The sequence below is a fragment of the Comamonas sp. GB3 AK4-5 genome, assembly GCF_041320665.1.
In the GTDB taxonomy this organism is placed as follows: Bacteria; Pseudomonadota; Gammaproteobacteria; order Burkholderiales; family Burkholderiaceae_C; genus Comamonas.
The window spans coordinates 274,442-290,789 of record NZ_CP166730.1; the positions used below are offsets into that span (position 1 = coordinate 274,442).

The window sequence follows — 16,348 nt, forward strand, 5'->3', positions numbered from 1 at the left end:
GAGAAACCGACATGAAAAAAACACTTCCCGCACTTTCATTGGGTCTGGGCATGCTGGCCGCCACGGCCGGTGCCTGGGCCCAGGAAGCGGCACCTGCTGTGGCGGCGGCCGTGACCGAAGCCACAGCGCCTGTGGTGGCCGCAGCTGTTGAAGCCGCACCTACGCTCAGCGCAGGCGACACCGCCTGGATGCTGACCTCCACCATGCTGGTGATTCTGATGGTCATCCCCGGTCTGGCGCTGTTCTACGGCGGCCTGGTGCGCTCCAAGAACATGCTGTCCGTGCTGGCGCAGGTGTTCGTGATTTTTTCGCTGATCACCGTGCTGTGGGGCATTTACGGCTTCTCGCTGGCCTTCGGCGGTGAGGGGCGTTTCTTCGGCGGTTTCGACAAGCTGTTCCTGGCGGGGATTGCGCCCGACACCTTGTCGTCCGCGTTGAAGACCATTCCCGAATATGTGTTCGTGGCCTTCCAGTCCACCTTTGCGGCCATCACCGTGGCGCTGATCGTGGGTGCCTTTGCCGAGCGCATCAAGTTCGCGGCCGTGCTGCTGTTCTCCGTGCTGTGGTTCACCTTCAGCTACATCCCCATGGCCCATATGGTCTGGGGCGGTGGTCTGCTGGCGGCCGATGGCGCGCTGGACTTTGCCGGCGGCACCGTGGTGCACATCAACGCCGCCGTGGCCGGCCTGGTGGGCGCCTATATGGTGGGCAAGCGCATAGGCTTCGGCAAGGAAGCCCTGCCGCCCCACAGCCTGACGCTGACCATGGTGGGCGCCTCGCTGCTGTGGGTGGGCTGGTTCGGCTTCAACGCCGGCTCCGCCGGTGCGGCCAACGGCATTGCCGGCCTGGCCTTTATCAACACCATCTTCGCCACCGCAGCGGCGGCCATGTCCTGGATCGTGGCCGAGGCGCTGTGCAAGGGCAAGGCCTCCATGCTGGGTGCGGCTTCCGGCGCCGTGGCCGGTCTGGTGACCATCACCCCCGCCGCAGGCTTTGTCGGCCCCATGGGCTCCATCGTCATGGGCCTGATCGCCGGCCCTCTGTGCCTGTGGGGGGTGTCCGGGCTGAAGCATATGCTGAAGGTGGACGACACTTGCGACGTGTTCGGCGTGCACGGTGTGGGCGGCATCTTGGGTGCCATCCTGACCGGTGTGTTCTGCGCCTCCAGCCTGGGGGGCATGGAGCCCGCCAACTACGACATGGCCCACCAGGTGTGGGTGCAGCTCAAGAGCGTGCTGGTGACCCTGGTGCTGTCGGGTGTGGTGGCCGCCGTGGCCTTCACCATCTGCAGGTTCACCGTGGGTTTGCGCGTCTCGGAAGAGGCCGAGCGCGAAGGTTTGGACATCACCAGCCACGGCGAATCTGCCTACCAGCGTTGAAGCTTTGGCGGGCCGGACCTGGGGCCGGCCTGTGTCCCATTGCGAGAGTCCCGTATTCCACAGCCCGCCTCTGGCGGGATTTTTTTGCGCGTGCGACTCTGTTTTTGAGAGCGGCTTGTGCAGCATCCATCAGCATCACAGCGGAAACAAAGGACATGCAGTCAAGCCGCTTCACAGCGGCTGTTCAAAAAAATCACAAAGGTCGCTGCAGCTTGCAGCAGGGGCAGCCGCTACCATCCCAGCCCATGGAACCAGCATTGAGCCAGATCATCGAGCGCGTGCGCGCTGCCGTGTCCGACCAGCAAGCCCTGCGTATCCAGGGCGGAGGAAGCAAAAGCTTTCTGGGCCGCGCGCTGCGCGGCGAGCTGCTCGATATGCGTGCCCTGCAAGGCATCGTCGACTATGAACCCAGCGAACTGGTGGTGACGGTGCGTGCCGGCACGCCGCTGGCGCAGCTGGAGCAGGCCCTGGCCGAAAAAGGCCAGTCCCTGGCCTTCGAGCCGCCGCACTTTGCCAGCCAGGGCCAGCAGGCCACGGTAGGCGGCATGGTGGCGGCCGGCCTGTCCGGCCCGGCCCGCGCCAGCGTGGGCGCGGTGCGCGACTATGTGCTGGGCATAGAAATCATCAACGGCCGGGCAGAGCAGCTGCGCTTTGGTGGCCAGGTCATGAAGAACGTGGCGGGCTATGACGTGTCACGCCTGATGGCGGGCAGCTGGGGCAGCTTGGGCGTGATCACCGAGGTCAGCCTGAAGGTGCTGCCCGTGGCGCCGGCCGAGGCCACGCTGCGCTTTGATGGCATCAGCCAGGCCGATGCGCTCCAGCAACTGAATCGCTGGGGCGGCCAGCCCCTGCCGCTGAACGCCAGCTGCTGGATGCAGGACCAGGGCCGTGACACGCTGTATGTGCGCCTGCGCGGCGCCACGGCCGCGGTGGAGGCCGCCTGCCGCAGCATGGGCGGCACGCACCTGGACCAGGCCAGCACGGCGGCCGACTGGGCCGCCTGCCGCGAGCAGCAACTGCCCTGGTTCACGCAGCGCGCGGCAGACCACTGCCTGTGGCGGCTGTCCGTGCCGCAGACCGCACCGGTGCTGGCGCTGCCCGCAGGCATTGCGGCCCCGTTGGTGGAATGGCATGGCGGCCTGCGCTGGGTGCAGGCACCGCGCAATGCGGGCCCGGCCTTGCAGGCCCTGGCCCGCTCCGTGGGCGGCGATGCACTGCTTTTCAGAGCAGAAGACGCAGACAGCATCAGCGGCGCGCCGCTGTTTGATCCACAAAACGCGGCGGTGCAGCGCATTCACCGCCAGCTGCAGCAGGCCTTTGACCCGGCCGGCATCTTCAATCCCGGGCGTGCCATGGGCGCGGCCTGCGCTTAAGGCAGTGCGCAGGCTGCTGCTGCTCACCACCCGCCAGCGCACCGGTGCATCCAACCGGGCGCTGGGCTATCTGATGGCCTTCAACGCGGGTGCCATCAATGCAGGGGGCTTTTTGGTGCTGCATTTGTACACCTCGCATATGACGGGTTTTCTGTCCATGTTGGCTGACAACCTGGTGCTGGGCAACACGGCCCTGGTGCTGGCGGCCCTGGGGGCCTTGCTGTCCTTTTTGTGCGGTGCCACGGTGTCGGCCCTGTTGGTCAACCGGGCGCACCAGCTGCATTTGCGCAGCATTTATGCCCTGCCCTTGCTGCTGGAGTCCGGGTTGATGCTGGTCTTTGGCCTGCTGGGCGCGGTCACGCTGGTGTGGCACACGCCCTTCACCGTGCCGCTGACGGTGCTGCTGGTGGCCTTCACCATGGGGGTGCAGAACGCCACGCTGACCAAGATGTCCAGCGCCACCATACGCACCACGCACATGACGGGGGTGCTGACAGACCTGGGCATAGAGCTGGGCAAGATGCTGTTCTGGAACCGGGTGGGCCGGCAGGACCCGCACTATGTGCAGGCCAACTGGGCGCGCGTGCGCCTGTTTTGCGGCCTGCTGTGCATGTTTGTGGGCGGCGGCATTGCCGGGGCCCTGGGCTTCAAGCACCTGGGCTTTATCTGCGTGCTGCCCCTGGCACTGCTGTTGCTGGCAGTGTCGCTTCCTCCCCTGTGGGCTGATTGGCGCTATGGCCGTCTTTCGCCCGCCGATCCCGACCTGAATGAGACCGGGCATTGAGCCCGGCCGTGACCACGAGACCACACCATGCAGACCAACCTCGCCCCCGAATACCGCAGCACGCCCGAAGGCCTGGAGGCCGAAGCCATTTTGCGCAAATGCGTGCACTGCGGTTTTTGCACGGCCACCTGCCCCACCTACCAGCAGCTGGGCGATGAGCTGGACGGCCCGCGCGGCCGCATCTACCTGATCAAGCAGGTGTTGGAGGGCGCCACGCCCTCCCGTGCCACGCAGCAGCATCTGGACCGCTGCCTGACCTGCCGCAACTGCGAATCCACCTGCCCCAGCGGCGTGCAATACGGCCATCTGGTGGACATAGGCCGCAAGGTGGTGGATGCGCAAGTGCCGCGCCCGCTGGGCGAGCGCGTCAAGCGCTGGGCATTGAAGGAGGGCATCAGCTCGCCGCTGTTTGCGCCCGCCATGAAGCTGGGCCAGGCCGTGCGCCCCTTGCTGCCCGAGGCCCTTCAGGCCAAGGTGCCGCCCAAGAGCGCGCATGGCGTCTGGCCCACGCGTGAGCATGTGCGCAAGGTGCTGCTGCTGGCCGGCTGTGTCCAGCCCTCCATGCTGCCCAATATCAACTACGCCACGGCGCGGGTGCTGGATGCCGTGGGCATTCAGACCGTGATTGCCGACAAGGCTGGCTGCTGTGGCGCGGTCAAGTTCCACCTCAACGACCAGGACGCGGCCAAAGACCAGATGCGCGCCAATATCGACGCCTGGTGGCCCATGGTGGAGGCCGGGCAGGTGGAGGCCGTTGTCAGCAATGCCTCGGGCTGCGGTGCCATGGTCAAGGACTATGCCCATGCGCTGCGGGATGACGCGGCCTACGCGGCCAAGGCCCAGCGCGTCAGCACCCTGGCACGCGATCTGAGCGAGCTGCTGCCAGCCCTGCTGCCCGAGCTGGCCGACAAGCTGGCTGGCCGCGCCCAGGTGCCCCGGCAGCCCATGGCCTACCACCCGCCCTGCACGCTGCAGCATGCGCAAAAGATCAAGGGTGTGGTCGAGGCCAATCTGGGCAAGCTGGGCTTTCAGCTGCGCACGGCGCGCACCGAGTCGCACCTGTGCTGTGGCTCGGCCGGCACCTATTCCATCTTGCAGTCCGACATGGCCCAGCAGCTGCGCACGCGCAAGCTGGATGCGCTGGACGAGGCGTTTGAAGGTGGTGCACCCGCTGCCATTCTCTCGGCCAATATCGGTTGCATCACCCATTTGCAGGCCGGCACGGCCATCCCGGTGAAACACTGGGTGGAGGTGCTGGATGAAGCATTAACACCCCCCTGAGTCGCTGCGCGCCTTCCCCCCGCTCTTCGCTCGCTGCGCTCGCGGGCGTGGGGACGCTGCCAGCGCGGCGGTGCGGCCCTTGCGCGGCAGCCCTGATCTGGGCCGTGCCGGTTTTGTACAGTGTGTGCGGTGTGCAGCAATGTGGAAAAACGGTGCGAGGCTAGAGTGGTATCCCCGCGCTGCCGGCCAGCACCTCAGCCGTCTCTGCCCGCTGCCGCGCCAATGCTGGCATGATGGCGGGCTTGTTTTTTGTCGCCAATGGCCTGCCCATGACCGAACCCGTGTCCTCTCTTCCCGAAACCCCGGCCTCCGACGCCGTTGCCGCACAGCCCGTACCCGTCGTACAGGCCGAAGCAGGTGCCCGTCGCCGCAACCGGCGTGGCGGGCGGGGACGTGCCGCCGCACCGGCCGGCGCTGCCACGGCTGCCGCGCAGCCCGCTGCCAGCGCTCGCACTGCGCGCCCTCCCCATCCCGTGCTGCTGCAACTGGCGCAGCAGTACCCGGCCCTGTTCGGTGACAGCCCCAAGCCGCTCAAGCGCGGTGTGTTCCAGGATCTGCAAGCCGCATTGGGCGAAGCGCTGGAAAAAGACGGGCTGAAGCAGGCGCTGGCGCTGCATACCCGCTCCACCCGCTACCTGAACGCCGTGGCCTCCGGCATGGCCCGCCATGATCTGCAAGGTGTGGAAGTGGAAGCCATGGCGCCCGAGCATGTGCTGCATGCGCTGATGGAAGTCTTCCGCCGCAAAAAGCCGCGCGAGGGCGAAGACCTGCAGGCCAAGCTGGCCCGCCGCATCGGTCTGGCCTTTGTGGACAGCGGCCTTTCACGCGATGCCTATCTGGAAAAAGTGCAGCTGCGTGACCCCGACGCCCAGGCGATGGTGGAAGCCGCCCTGGCCGAAGTGGCTGCGCAAGACGCTCGCGCCGAGGCCGTGCTGCGTGCCTTTGAAGGCAGCGGTGCGGATACGGTGGAGGCGTTTGCCGATATGTATGGCATGAATATTCACCAGGTTCAGCGCCAGCTCCAACGCGCCAAACAACTGAAAGCCTGATGCTTTCCTGAGATGGACGTCCTTGCTGGAGGGCGTCCATACAGCGCCTCATGCTTTGTTGTGCGCCCTTGCCGTGCGAGAGCACTGTCTGCGGGCACACGTCGCGCCTGAGACGCTGTCTGGCCGTTGTGGGGATGGATTAGCGCCAGTTGGGCCTGTTCGGCCCGCTCCGGCAAACCAATGCCTTGTGCTCAGGCGGCAGCGGTTTGCGCCAGCGCCTGGGCAATGTCATCGCCCAGCGTCACCGGCGCATCCTGGGGCGCATAGCGGCGGATGACCTGCCCGTCGCGCCCGACCAGGAATTTGGTGAAGTTCCACTTGATGGCCTTGCTGCCCAGCAGGCCGGGTGCCTGCTGCTTCAGCCAGACGAACAGCGGGGCGGCGGCGTCGCCGTTGACCTCGATCTTGGCCATCATCGGAAACTCCACACCGTAGTTCTTCTGGCAGAAGGCGGCAATATCGCTGTTGTGCGCAGGGTCCTGGTGGCCGAACTGGTTGCAGGGAAAGCCCAGCACCACCAGCCCCTGGGCGCCAAAGCGCTCGTAGAGCTGTTGCAGGCCTGCCAGCTGGGGGGTGAAGCCGCAGGCACTGGCCGTGTTCACCACCAGCACCACCTGGCCTGCGTACTGGGACAGATCCAGCTCGTCGCCGGCGATGGTGCGAACCTGGAAATCATGGAGCGTGGTCATGGTGCCTCCTTGGATGGGCGCCATCTTGCCATGCACTGCCAAGCCACTTCAAGCCTTGCGGCGGCGCCCCTGCAAGGTGGCAAGCAAGGCCCCGCTGATGATCAGGGCTCCTCCCAGCAACATGCGCGGGGTGAGCTCCGTGGCGCCCAGCAACCAGGCCGAGGCGGTGGCGAACAGCACTTCGGACAGCATGATCAGCGAGGTGGTGGCCGTGGGCAGGCGGGCCGCGCCAAATTGCAGCGCCCAGTTGCCCACCGATACCAGTAGCGCCATGCCCACGGCGCACAGCACCCAGGTGGTCTGCAGCGCGGGCAGGCCGGGCAGCATGCCCAATTGGTAGCCCGCAGTGGCGGTTGCCAGGCCCATGAGGGTGCAGCCCAGGAACATGGCCAGCATGCGCGAGGTGCCAGGCACCTCATTGGTGCGGCGCAGGATGACATTGGTCACGGCAAAGCAAAAGCCACCCAACAGGGCCAGGTAGTCGGGCAGTGCGATATCGGCCGTCAGGCTGTCCCAGTTGGCGCCGGCAGGCACGATGACCAGGCCCATGCCGCCAAAGGCCAGTGCCAGGCGCAGCAGGCCTTGGGGCGTGGGGCGCTCGCCCAGAAAGCGCCAGGCCAGCAGCACTGCCCAGGCGGGCATGAGATAGAAGAGCAAGATCACCCGCACCACATCGCCGGTGGAGCTGGCGGTGTTGAAGGCCACATTCGTCAGCCCGGACGACAGGGCCAGCAGCCACAGCGCCGGCTGGGCCAGCAACACCTTCCAGGCGCGCGGCACCAGCAGCGTGGTGCTCAGCACCAGGGCGCTGTAGATCAGCGAGGTGGCCCAGGGCGCGGCCAGGCCGGCCGCGTGCATGGTTTTGAAGGGCCACCAGGACAGGCCCCAGACCATGGCGTTGAACAGCAGGGCGAAATACGGTGCGGAAGCAGGCATGGGTAAAAACGAATCCGGCGCAGGTGGTGCCTGCGCCGGATGCTATGAAAACAAGAGTTTGGCGACGAGGCGGAGGTCAGTGGTGGTCGTGGCGGGCAATGGTCAGCAGCCGGCGCACTTCGCCGCCGTGATGGCGGCAGTTGTACACATACCAGCGGCCGATCAGCCACATGGTGACGGCCACGATCAGGCCAAAGCCGGTGATGGCGCCATAGGCCGAAACGCCCAGCATGGTGGCCAGCGCATACAGCCCGCCCAGGCCCAGTATGCAGGCCTGCTCGTTGAAATTCTGCACCGCGATCGAGCGGCCTGCACCCATGAGGTCATGGCCGCGGTGCTGCAGCAGGGCATTCATGGGCACCACCAGAAAGCCGCCCAGGGCCCCCAGCAGCACCAGGAAGGGAATCGCAATCCACAGCTGGCCGATGAAGTTCATGCAGATCACCAGCAGGCCCATGGCAATGCCCATGGGAATCACCCGCGTGGCGTGCTGCAGGCGCATGCGCATGGAAGCCAGCACCGCGCCGGCAGCCGTGCCGATGGCCACCACGCCCACCAGGGCCGATGCCTGGGTGGTGCCATAGCCCAGGGCCACGGCGGCCCAGGCCAGCACGATGTAACGCAGATTACCGGACACGCCCCAGAACAAGGTGGTGGTGGACAGCGAGATCTGGCCTAACTTATCGCGCCACAGGCGGCGGTTGCAATCCCAGAAATCGGGCAGCAGCGCCAGCGTGGCCTTGGCCAGGCTTTGTTCCGGGTGCTGGCGCATGGGCACCAGCGCGGCGCTGGTGCGGGGGATGCGCAGATTGAAGATGGCGGCCAGGGCGTAGACAAAGATCAGCAGGGCAATGGCGGCCTCGGCGGGGTTGTCCACAAAGGGCAGATTCAGTGCCAGCAGATAGGGCGCCACCATGGGGCCTACCAGCTGCCCGCCCAGCAGCACGCCCAGGATGATGGAGGTGATGGTCAGCCCCTCGATCCAGCCATTGGCCTTGACCAGCTGGGAGGGCGGCAGCAGCTCGGTGAGGATGCCGTACTTGGCCGGCGAATATGCGGCGGCGCCCAGGCCCACCACGGCATAGGCCAGCAGCGGGTGGTGGCCTATCAGCATCATCAAGCAGCCCGCCACCTTGATGGCATTGCTGATGAACATCACCCGGCCCTTGGGCAAGGCATCGGCAAAAGCGCCCACAAAGGGCGCCAAGATCACATAGAACAGGGCGAACATGGGCACCAGGGCCGCACGTTGCCATTCGGGGGCGCCGGAAGTGCGCAGGAGTTCGACCGCGGTGACAAACAGGGCATTGTCGGCCAGCGAGCTGAAGAACTGCGCCGACATGATGGTGTAGAAACCGCGCTTCATGGAGGGGGAGATCGCTATTAGAAGAGCTAATGACAGCGCTATTCTGAACCTGGGGCAAAGTGACTGGCGGTTATATCACGCAGCCCTGCGCAGGGAGTGCCAGAATTCCGTACTTCTTTTCCCTAGCTCTGACTTCTGCCATGCCACGTCCCATACAGGCCACCATCCACTTGCAAGCCCTGCGCCACAACCTGGAGCGCGCACGCCAGGCCGCCCCTGATGCGCGGCTGTGGGCGGTGGTCAAGGCCAATGCCTACGGCCATGGCATAGAGCATGTGTTCGATGGTCTGCGCGCCACCGACGGCTTCGCCCTGCTGGAGCTGTCCGAGGCCGAGCGCATACGCCGCCTGGGCTGGCGTGGTCCGATCCTGTTGCTGGAAGGGGTATTCGAGGCCCGTGACCTGGAGCTGTGCTCGCGCCTGGGCGTGTGGCATTCGGTGCACTGCGACCAGCAGATCGACTGGCTGGCTGCCCACAAGACGCAGATGCCCCACCGCGTGTTTTTGAAGATGAACAGCGGCATGAACCGCCTGGGCTTTACCCCCGAGCGCTTTCGCAGCGCCTATGCCCGGCTGAATGCGCTGACCCAGGTGGAAGAAATCTCCTTCATCACCCACTTCAGCGATGCGGACGGCCCGCGTGGCATTGCCCAGCAGCTGGATGCTTTTTTGCACGCCACGCAGGACCTGCCGGGCGAGCGCAGCGTGTGCAACAGCGCCGCCACCTTGCTGCATGGCATGGAGGCCCGCACGCGCAATGACTGGGTGCGCCCCGGCATCGTGCTGTATGGCAGCGCACCCGACTACCCCACCCACAGCGCGGCCGACTGGGGCTTGCAGCCGGCCATGACCCTGTCCACCCAGGTGATTGGCGTGCAGGAGCTGGCGGCCGGCGACACCGTGGGCTATGGCTCCACCTTCACCGCCGACGGCCCCATGCGCACCGGCATCATCGCCTGCGGCTATGCCGACGGTTACCCGCGCCACTGCGGCACCGGCACGCCGGTGCTGGTGAACGGCGTGCGCACCCGCGTGCTGGGCCGCGTCAGCATGGACATGCTGAATGTGGACCTGACCCCCGTGCCCGACGCTGGCATGGGCAGCGAGGTCACGCTGTGGGGTGTGGCCAGCAATGGCGCCCAGTTGCCCATCGATGAAGTGGCTGCGGCCGCAGGCACCGTGGGCTATGAGCTGATGTGCGCGGTGGCGCCACGGGTGCCTTTTGCATGCACCCCCTGAGGCGCTGACGCGCCTTCCCCCTCTCTGACGCTACGCGCCGGAGGGGGACGACAGCCTCGCTGCGGGGCGGCCCTTGCTCGCTGTCCCTGACCTCGGTCACGCCAGTTTTGTACGCTCTGCCTTGCCCCTCGCCCGCTTGCGGGAGAGGGGGGAGGGTTCGTTGCACACAGCAGCGTAGTAGCTCCCGCATACGCTTACGCCTCTTCCAGCTGCGCCGCGTGGGGGCGAGGATGCGCCTTTGTCCTTGAGCGCGTTGCGGAGGGTGTTCGCCAGCGGCTCAGATAGAGCCCTCGGCTGGGGGTAGACAGTTTCGCGGCGCTGGTCAGTCGTGCAGCGGGTTGGGGTGTTCGCAGACGTCGGCGGCGCTGCCATCGGCCTTGCAGGGCAGGGGCAAGGCGTGCAGCTGGGCATGCATCTGGCGCAGGCCGGCCAAGAGCTCACGTTGCTGCGCGGCAGGCATGGTCTGCAGCATCTGTTCTCCCAGTTGGTTGCGGTGATTGCGCAATGCGGTGAAGGCGGTTTCTCCCTGGGCGCTCAGGCGCAGGCAGCGGCTGCGCTTGTCCTGGGGGTGGGGCACGCGCTCCAGCCACTGGGCGGTTTCCATCTGCTGCAGCATGCGTGCCACCTGGGCCTTGTCGGCGCCGGTGTAGGCCACCAGGTCCTTGTGGGTACACAGAGGGTTGCGGCCCACGTAGAGCAGTATCTTCAACTCATTGGGTGTCAGCGGCAGCGGCAATGCCTGGGCCTCCAGGGTGGCGCGCATCTGGCGGCGGTAGGCCAGTGTCAGGTCATGCAGGGTGTCCAGCACGGCAGAGGGCAGCGGGGTGTGGTCCATCGGTGTTCGTGTAGGCAGGGACAAAGTAGGGCTATGTCGTTGACAAAGTCAATAACCAGCGGGTATCTTGTTGACTAAATCAACATTCTAAGCAGGAGCGCGCATGGACGCCACACCTACCACTACCCCGAACCCGGTCTCTACCGAACTGCGTGTGCAGCGCGTGCGCCATGAGTTTGCTGCGCGCCATATGCAGCTGATGGCGCGTGAACGCCTGAGCGCCGGCTTTGTGCGCGTCATCCTGGGCTCGGCCGATCTGAGCGGCTTTCGCAGCGATGGTTTTGACGACCATGTCAAATTGCTGTTGGCGCCCCCTGGCCATGCGCGGCCCGGCCTGCCCGAGCTGGTGGATGGCAGGCCCTTTTTTCAAGGCGAGCGCCCCGTGGCGCGCGACTACACCCCGGTGCGTTGGGATACGGAGCAGGGCGTGTTGGTGCTGGAGTTCGCCATCCACGACGCCGGCCCGGCCGCGCACTGGGCGCGCACGGCGCCCATGGGCCATTGGGTGGGTGTGGCCGGTCCGCGCGGCAGCATGGTCATCCCCAAGGGTTTTGCCTGGCACTGGCTGCTGGGCGACGACAGCGCCCTGCCCGCCATTGAACGCCGCCTGGCCGAGTTGCCGGCCGAGGCCCATGTCACCGTGCGCCTGAAGGTGGCAGAGGCCGATCGCCGCACGCTGCACAGCGCGGCCCGGGTGGATTTGCAATGGGTGGATGACCTGGCCGAAGCCGCCGCCGCCCTGGCGTTGCCCGACACCGAGGGCTATATCTGGGCCGCAGGCGAACACAGCGAGATGGCCGCCATCCGCAGCGTGATGAAGGACAAGGGCGCCCCCCTCAAACGCATGCGCATCGCCGCCTACTGGAAGCGCGGCGAAGCTGCCCACCACGCGGAGCTGGTGGAAGAGGCGTAAGCGCAGCAGGCGCCGCTGCGCTGTTGCTGGAGGCCGTGCCCCCCTCACCCCCATCCTCTCCCCGAAGGGGCGAGGGAGTGAAGTCAGGGCGCGGTGCACAAAACTGGCGCGCCCCATGCCAGGACACCGCGCAAGGGCCGCCCCGCAGCGAGGCTGTCGTCCCCCTGGGGGGAAGGCGCCGTAGGCGACTCAGGGGGTTAGTCGTGCATCGCCGCCCGCACGGCGGGGCGCTGCAGCATGCGCTGGTAATGCTCGGCCACCCGCGGGAAATGCGCCATGTCCACGCCATCGCCGGCCAGCCAGCTGGCCACGGTGAACAGATAGCCATCGGCCACGGTGTATTGGTCGCCCATCACCCAGGGGCCACGGTCCAGCCAATGTTCCTCGATCAGGGCAAAGCAGTCGGCCATATTGCTGGCCACCTTGGCCTGCATCGCGGCGATGGCGTGCTCGTCATCGGCCCAGCGGCTGCCGCGCTTTCTATGGGCGTGGGCCACATGCACGGTGCTGGCTAGATAGCCATGAAAGCTTTGCATACGGGCAAACTGCACCGGGTCGGAAGGGGCCAGATGGGCGCTGGCAAAGCGCTGGGCCACATAGGGCAGCAGGGCCACGGCCTCGGTCAGCACCGTGCCGTCTTCCACACGCAGGGCGGGCACGCGGCCCAGCGGGTTCAGCGCCAGGTACTCGGCGCTGCGCTGGGCGCCCTGGGCAAAGTCCACATACTGCAGCTGGTAGTCGGCGCCGGCCTCGTTCAGCGCAATGCGGGTGGCCAGTGCGCAGGTGCCGGGGGCATAGAACAGGGTGAGGTGGGACATACAGGGTCGAGACGGAGCAAAAGGAAGACCGCAGCATAACGGGCCTGATCGGTCACTGCAAAGACAGGAGCACGGACCGCATATGCCACATGTTTTTACGCGATGAAATGCCGTGCAATGAAAGCGCGGTGCGCACAAGCTGCTCTGGTTTTTGCGGGCATGCAAAGGTCGGCCACCTGCAGCCCCACCCGCCGCTATAGTCCCTGCCCATGGCCAAGGACAAAACCATCTACACCTGCAACGCATGCGGCGGCACCACGCCGCGCTGGCTGGGCAAATGCCCGAACTGCGGCGCATGGAACAGCCTGATCGAGACCGTACCCGAGGCCGCCAGCGGCGGCAAAAACCGCCTGAGTGCCCCGCAAGGCTATGCCGGCATGGCCAATGCCCAGCCGGTGACGCCGCTGTCCGCCATCGAGGCGCAGGACGTGGCGCGCACGCCCAGCGGCATCGAGGAGCTGGACCGCGTGCTGGGCGGCGGCGTGGTCGAGGGCGGCGTGGTGTTGATTGGCGGTGACCCCGGCATTGGCAAGTCCACGCTGCTGCTGCAGGCCATGGACGCGCTGCAGCGCGCCGGCCTGCCCACGCTGTATGTGACGGGTGAGGAAAGCGGTGCCCAGGTGGCCATGCGTTCGCGGCGCCTGGGCATTGATGGCAGCCAGGTGAATCTGCTGGCCGAAATCCAGCTGGAAAAAATCCTGGCCACGGTGGAGGCCACGCAGCCGGCCGTGGTGGTGGTCGACTCCATTCAGACCGTGTATTCCGACCAGCTCACCAGCGCCCCGGGCTCGGTGGCCCAGGTGCGCGAATGCGCGGCGCATTTGACGCGCATGGCCAAGAGCACCGGCGTGACCGTGATTCTGGTCGGCCATGTGACCAAGGAAGGCGCGCTGGCTGGCCCGCGCGTGCTGGAGCACATGGTGGACACGGTGTTGTACTTCGAGGGCGACACCCACAGCCCGCACCGCTTGATCCGTGCCATCAAAAACCGCTTTGGTGCGGTGAACGAGATTGGCGTGTTCGCCATGACGGAGAAGGGGCTCAAGGGCGTCTCCAACCCCAGCGCCATCTTTTTGAGCCAGCACAGCGAGCCCGTGCCCGGCAGCTGCGTGCTGGTCACGCTGGAGGGCACGCGCCCGCTGTTGGTGGAGATTCAGGCACTGGTCGATGGTGCAGGCCCCGCACCCCGGCGCCTGTCCGTGGGCCTGGACAAGGACCGATTGGCCATGCTGCTGGCCGTGCTCAACCGCCATGCCGGCGTGGCCTGTGCCGACCAGGATGTCTTCGTCAACGCCGTGGGCGGCGTGCGCATTGGCGAGCCGGCGGCCGACCTGGCGGTGATGCTGTCCATTACCAGCAGCCTGCGCGGCAAGGCCTTGCCCAAGGGTTTTATCGCCTTTGGCGAAGTGGGCCTGGCCGGCGAGGTGCGCCCCGCGCCGCGTGGCCAGGATCGGCTGAAAGAGGCCGCCAAGCTGGGCTTCACGGTGGCCGTGGTGCCCAAGGCCAATGCGCCCAAGAAAGCCATTGCCGGCCTCACTATCCACGCCGTGGAGCGGGTGGACGAGGCCATGCAGATCGTGCGCGGTCTGGAGTGATGCAAAAAGCAGAGCGCCTATAGCCTGTATGGCTTGAATTTCAGGGTGAAAAGTATCTGAAATCAAACACAGAAGCGCGCAGAGTGCTCTGTTTTTTCTGGTAATGGCAAAGCCCCCGCAGGGGTACGCACTGCCCGCAACCGGCGGTCATTCCCCCTGTTGGACAATAGGGCGCATGAATTTCCGCAAGTTTGTTGTGCCAGTCGGTCTGGCGATTCTGTTTTACGCCGCCCACCGCTCCTATGGCTGGATGGGCGTGGCGGCGGTCGGCGGCGGCACCTTGATGACGCTGTTGCTGCACTTCACCCGCCTGATGACCATCATGCGCCGCGCCTCCCAGCGCCCCATAGGCTATGTGGGCAGCGCCATCATGCTCAACATCAAGCTCAAGCCCAAGGTCACGCTGATGCATGTGATCGCCATGACGCGCTCGCTGGGCCTGCGCATGTCCGAAGAAGGCCAGGACCCTGAGATCTTCCGCTGGACCGATGGCACGGATTCGCATGTGACCTGTGAATTCGTCGGTGGCCGATTGATGAAGTGGACGTTGCAGCGCCCCCAGCCCGCCGCCTCCGAGGCAGCGCAGGAGCCTGGGGCTGCCGAGCCTGCTGCACTGCCACCCGCGAATCCTTGAGCCACATGGGTGCTGCCAGCGCCGGGCACGCGGTCGCCTGGCGCGGTATGGCATGGCCTCTGTAGGCAGCCACCGCCCTAGAATGCTGCTTTGACCCGCAAGCCCTTTTCTTCTGAAGCAGGAGTGGTATGAGCCCCGTAGTTCCTTCGATGTCCGACCGTGACGGCAAGATCTGGATGGATGGCCAACTGGTGGAGTGGCGCGACGCCAAGGTCCATGTGTTGACCCATACGCTGCACTATGGCTGCGGCGCTTTTGAAGGCGTGCGCGCCTACGAAACTGCGAGCGGCCCGGCCATCTTCCGCTTGCAAGACCATACCCAGCGCCTGTTCAACAGCGCCAAGATCCTGCGCATGCAGATCCCCTTTACCCAGGAGCAGGTCAACCAGGCCCATGTGGACGTGGTCAAGGCCAACGGCCTCAAATCCTGCTATCTGCGCCCGCTGACCTGGATTGGCGACCGCAAGCTGGGCGTCTCCCCCAAGGGCAACAGCATCCACCTGATGGTGGCGGCCTGGGCCTGGGGCGCTTACCTGGGCGAGGAAGGCATGCAACGCGGCATCCGCGTGCGCGTGTCCAGCTACACCCGCCACCATGTGAACATCACCATGACCCAGGCCAAGACGGTGAGCAACTACACCAACTCCATCCTGGCGAACACCGAGGCCCTGGACGACGGCTACGACGAGGCGATTTTGCTGGACGCTGCCGGCTTCGTCTCCGAGGGCTCGGGCGAGAACATCTTTGTGGTCAAGGACGGTGTGGTCTACACGCCCGACTTGTCCGCAGGTGCCTTGAACGGCATCACCCGCAACACCGTGTTCCACATCTGCAAGGACCTGGGCCTGGAAGTGGTGCAAAAGCGCATCACGCGCGACGAGCTCTACATTGCCGATGAAGTCTTCTTCACCGGCACGGCCGCCGAAGTGACCCCCATCCGCGAAGTGGACCGCCTGCAAATCGGCGAAGGCCGCCGTGGCCCCATCACCGAAAAAATCCAGAGCGCCTTCTTCGACATCGTCAACGGCCGCAATTCCAAGTACGCGCACTGGTTGACCAAGGTGTGAAAATCACCCCCTGAGCGGCTGCGCCGCTTCCCCCTCTCTCGCTGCGCGGGAGGGGAACGGCACCAGCGCTTCGGGGCGGCCCTTGCGCGGTGCCCCTGACTTGGCGGGCGCTGATGCAGGGGCCTTACCCCATTCAAACATCAAGAGAAAGACACGAGAAAATGAGCACCAACGCCGTCATTGAACTGGCTGCCAAGGACCTGAACGCCCAAGGTGGCGTCTACTGCCCCAGCCCCAAGGCCGATATGAAGCTGTGGAACAACCACCCCAAGGTCTATCTGGATGTGGCCCACACCGGCGAAGCCAAGTGCCCCTACTGCGGCACCCTCTACCGCCTGAAGGCGGGCGAGGTGTTTGCGGGCGGGCATTGAACCCCGCTGCAAGCTTGCAG

General features: G+C 65.8%; 16 protein-coding genes. 11 read left to right on the top strand and 5 right to left on the bottom strand.

The genetic code is table 11. From position 1 onward, the window contains the following. Positions 1–11: 11 nt before the first annotated feature. The 5 genes from ACA027_RS01165 (at position 12) to ACA027_RS01185 (ending at position 5,866) form a co-directional block, all read left to right on the top strand. Positions 12–1,379 (top strand): ammonium transporter, encoded by a 1,368-nt coding sequence (locus ACA027_RS01165; RefSeq protein ID WP_370680590.1) that lies wholly within the window; start codon positions 12–14, stop codon positions 1,377–1,379. 245 nt (positions 1,380–1,624) lie between these two features. After that, positions 1,625–2,752, top strand: a complete 1,128-nt coding sequence (glcE, locus tag ACA027_RS01170) for a glycolate oxidase subunit GlcE (RefSeq protein ID WP_370680591.1) — start codon at positions 1,625–1,627, stop codon at positions 2,750–2,752. A gap of 4 nt (positions 2,753–2,756) precedes the next feature. Then, on the top strand, positions 2,757–3,536 hold the full coding sequence (locus tag ACA027_RS01175; RefSeq protein ID WP_370680592.1) for a YoaK family protein: 780 nt from the start codon (positions 2,757–2,759) through the stop codon (positions 3,534–3,536). 27 nt (positions 3,537–3,563) lie between these two features. Then, entirely contained in the window at positions 3,564–4,817 is a 1,254-nt protein-coding gene (gene glcF, locus ACA027_RS01180; protein WP_370680593.1) for a glycolate oxidase subunit GlcF, read from the top strand. 269 nt (positions 4,818–5,086) lie between these two features. Continuing rightward, positions 5,087–5,866 carry a ProQ/FINO family protein gene (locus ACA027_RS01185; protein WP_370680594.1) on the top strand — a complete coding sequence of 260 codons (780 nt, stop codon included), beginning with the start codon at positions 5,087–5,089 and terminating at the stop codon, positions 5,864–5,866. 191 nt (positions 5,867–6,057) lie between these two features. On the opposite strand, the gene ACA027_RS01190 is transcribed toward ACA027_RS01185, so the two are convergent. From ACA027_RS01190 to lplT, 3 genes are all read right to left on the bottom strand, one after another. After that, positions 6,058–6,555 carry a glutathione peroxidase gene (locus ACA027_RS01190; RefSeq protein WP_370680595.1) on the bottom strand — a complete coding sequence of 166 codons (498 nt, stop codon included), beginning with the start codon at positions 6,553–6,555 and terminating at the stop codon, positions 6,058–6,060. Positions 6,556–6,603: 48 nt separating this feature from the next. Then, positions 6,604–7,491 carry a DMT family transporter gene (locus ACA027_RS01195; protein WP_370680596.1) on the bottom strand — a complete coding sequence of 296 codons (888 nt, stop codon included), beginning with the start codon at positions 7,489–7,491 and terminating at the stop codon, positions 6,604–6,606. A 76-nt stretch (positions 7,492–7,567) separates the two neighbouring features. Continuing rightward, positions 7,568–8,857 (bottom strand): lysophospholipid transporter LplT, encoded by a 1,290-nt coding sequence (lplT, locus tag ACA027_RS01200; RefSeq protein WP_370680597.1) that lies wholly within the window; start codon positions 8,855–8,857, stop codon positions 7,568–7,570. A gap of 140 nt (positions 8,858–8,997) precedes the next feature. On the opposite strand from lplT, the gene alr reads away from it, so the two are divergent. Continuing rightward, positions 8,998–10,095: an alanine racemase gene (gene alr / locus ACA027_RS01205; protein ID WP_370680598.1), complete on the top strand. Its 1,098-nt coding sequence runs from the start codon at positions 8,998–9,000 to the stop codon at positions 10,093–10,095. Positions 10,096–10,417: 322 nt separating this feature from the next. On the opposite strand, the gene ACA027_RS01210 is transcribed toward alr, so the two are convergent. Next, on the bottom strand, positions 10,418–10,930 hold the full coding sequence (locus tag ACA027_RS01210) for a MarR family winged helix-turn-helix transcriptional regulator (RefSeq protein WP_370680599.1): 513 nt from the start codon (positions 10,928–10,930) through the stop codon (positions 10,418–10,420). Positions 10,931–11,033: 103 nt separating this feature from the next. On the opposite strand from ACA027_RS01210, the gene ACA027_RS01215 reads away from it, so the two are divergent. Continuing rightward, a complete protein-coding gene (locus tag ACA027_RS01215; protein WP_370680600.1) occupies positions 11,034–11,843 on the top strand; it encodes a siderophore-interacting protein in 810 nt (269 codons plus the stop codon). Positions 11,844–12,040: 197 nt separating this feature from the next. Here ACA027_RS01215 and ACA027_RS01220 read toward each other — a convergent pair whose 3' ends face one another. Then, on the bottom strand, positions 12,041–12,661 hold the full coding sequence (locus ACA027_RS01220) for a glutathione S-transferase family protein (protein ID WP_370680601.1): 621 nt from the start codon (positions 12,659–12,661) through the stop codon (positions 12,041–12,043). A gap of 209 nt (positions 12,662–12,870) precedes the next feature. Between ACA027_RS01220 and radA the strand changes: the two genes are divergently transcribed. From radA to ACA027_RS01240, 4 genes are all read left to right on the top strand, one after another. Continuing rightward, entirely contained in the window at positions 12,871–14,256 is a 1,386-nt protein-coding gene (radA, locus tag ACA027_RS01225; RefSeq protein ID WP_370680602.1) for a DNA repair protein RadA, read from the top strand. Between the two features lie 175 nt (positions 14,257–14,431). After that, positions 14,432–14,890: a glycerate kinase gene (locus ACA027_RS01230; RefSeq protein WP_370680603.1), complete on the top strand. Its 459-nt coding sequence runs from the start codon at positions 14,432–14,434 to the stop codon at positions 14,888–14,890. 128 nt (positions 14,891–15,018) lie between these two features. Continuing rightward, entirely contained in the window at positions 15,019–15,957 is a 939-nt protein-coding gene (locus tag ACA027_RS01235) for a branched-chain amino acid transaminase (RefSeq protein ID WP_370680605.1), read from the top strand. A 161-nt stretch (positions 15,958–16,118) separates the two neighbouring features. Further along, complete coding sequence (locus ACA027_RS01240; RefSeq protein ID WP_370680606.1) at positions 16,119–16,328, top strand: zinc-finger domain-containing protein; 210 nt, start codon at positions 16,119–16,121, stop codon at positions 16,326–16,328. The last annotated feature ends 20 nt before the right edge of the window (positions 16,329–16,348 follow it).

What these genes read in the sequence shown, in the direction of transcription:
- glcF (WP_370680593.1), top strand. Translation starts at nt 3,564, where the DNA reads ATGCAGACCAACCTCGCCCCCGAATACCGCAGCACGCCCGAAGGCCTG.
- ACA027_RS01190 (WP_370680595.1), bottom strand. Translation starts at nt 6,555, where the DNA reads ATGACCACGCTCCATGATTTCCAGGTTCGCACCATCGCCGGCGACGAG.
- ACA027_RS01185 (WP_370680594.1), top strand. Translation starts at nt 5,087, where the DNA reads ATGACCGAACCCGTGTCCTCTCTTCCCGAAACCCCGGCCTCCGACGCC.
- ACA027_RS01240 (WP_370680606.1), top strand. Translation starts at nt 16,119, where the DNA reads ATGAGCACCAACGCCGTCATTGAACTGGCTGCCAAGGACCTGAACGCC.
- glcE (WP_370680591.1), top strand. Translation starts at nt 1,625, where the DNA reads ATGGAACCAGCATTGAGCCAGATCATCGAGCGCGTGCGCGCTGCCGTG.
- alr (WP_370680598.1), top strand. Translation starts at nt 8,998, where the DNA reads ATGCCACGTCCCATACAGGCCACCATCCACTTGCAAGCCCTGCGCCAC.
- radA (WP_370680602.1), top strand. Translation starts at nt 12,871, where the DNA reads ATGGCCAAGGACAAAACCATCTACACCTGCAACGCATGCGGCGGCACC.
- ACA027_RS01195 (WP_370680596.1), bottom strand. Translation starts at nt 7,491, where the DNA reads ATGCCTGCTTCCGCACCGTATTTCGCCCTGCTGTTCAACGCCATGGTC.
- ACA027_RS01165 (WP_370680590.1), top strand. Translation starts at nt 12, where the DNA reads ATGAAAAAAACACTTCCCGCACTTTCATTGGGTCTGGGCATGCTGGCC.
- ACA027_RS01215 (WP_370680600.1), top strand. Translation starts at nt 11,034, where the DNA reads ATGGACGCCACACCTACCACTACCCCGAACCCGGTCTCTACCGAACTG.
- ACA027_RS01230 (WP_370680603.1), top strand. Translation starts at nt 14,432, where the DNA reads ATGAATTTCCGCAAGTTTGTTGTGCCAGTCGGTCTGGCGATTCTGTTT.
- lplT (WP_370680597.1), bottom strand. Translation starts at nt 8,857, where the DNA reads ATGAAGCGCGGTTTCTACACCATCATGTCGGCGCAGTTCTTCAGCTCG.
- ACA027_RS01220 (WP_370680601.1), bottom strand. Translation starts at nt 12,661, where the DNA reads ATGTCCCACCTCACCCTGTTCTATGCCCCCGGCACCTGCGCACTGGCC.
- ACA027_RS01235 (WP_370680605.1), top strand. Translation starts at nt 15,019, where the DNA reads ATGAGCCCCGTAGTTCCTTCGATGTCCGACCGTGACGGCAAGATCTGG.
- ACA027_RS01210 (WP_370680599.1), bottom strand. Translation starts at nt 10,930, where the DNA reads ATGGACCACACCCCGCTGCCCTCTGCCGTGCTGGACACCCTGCATGAC.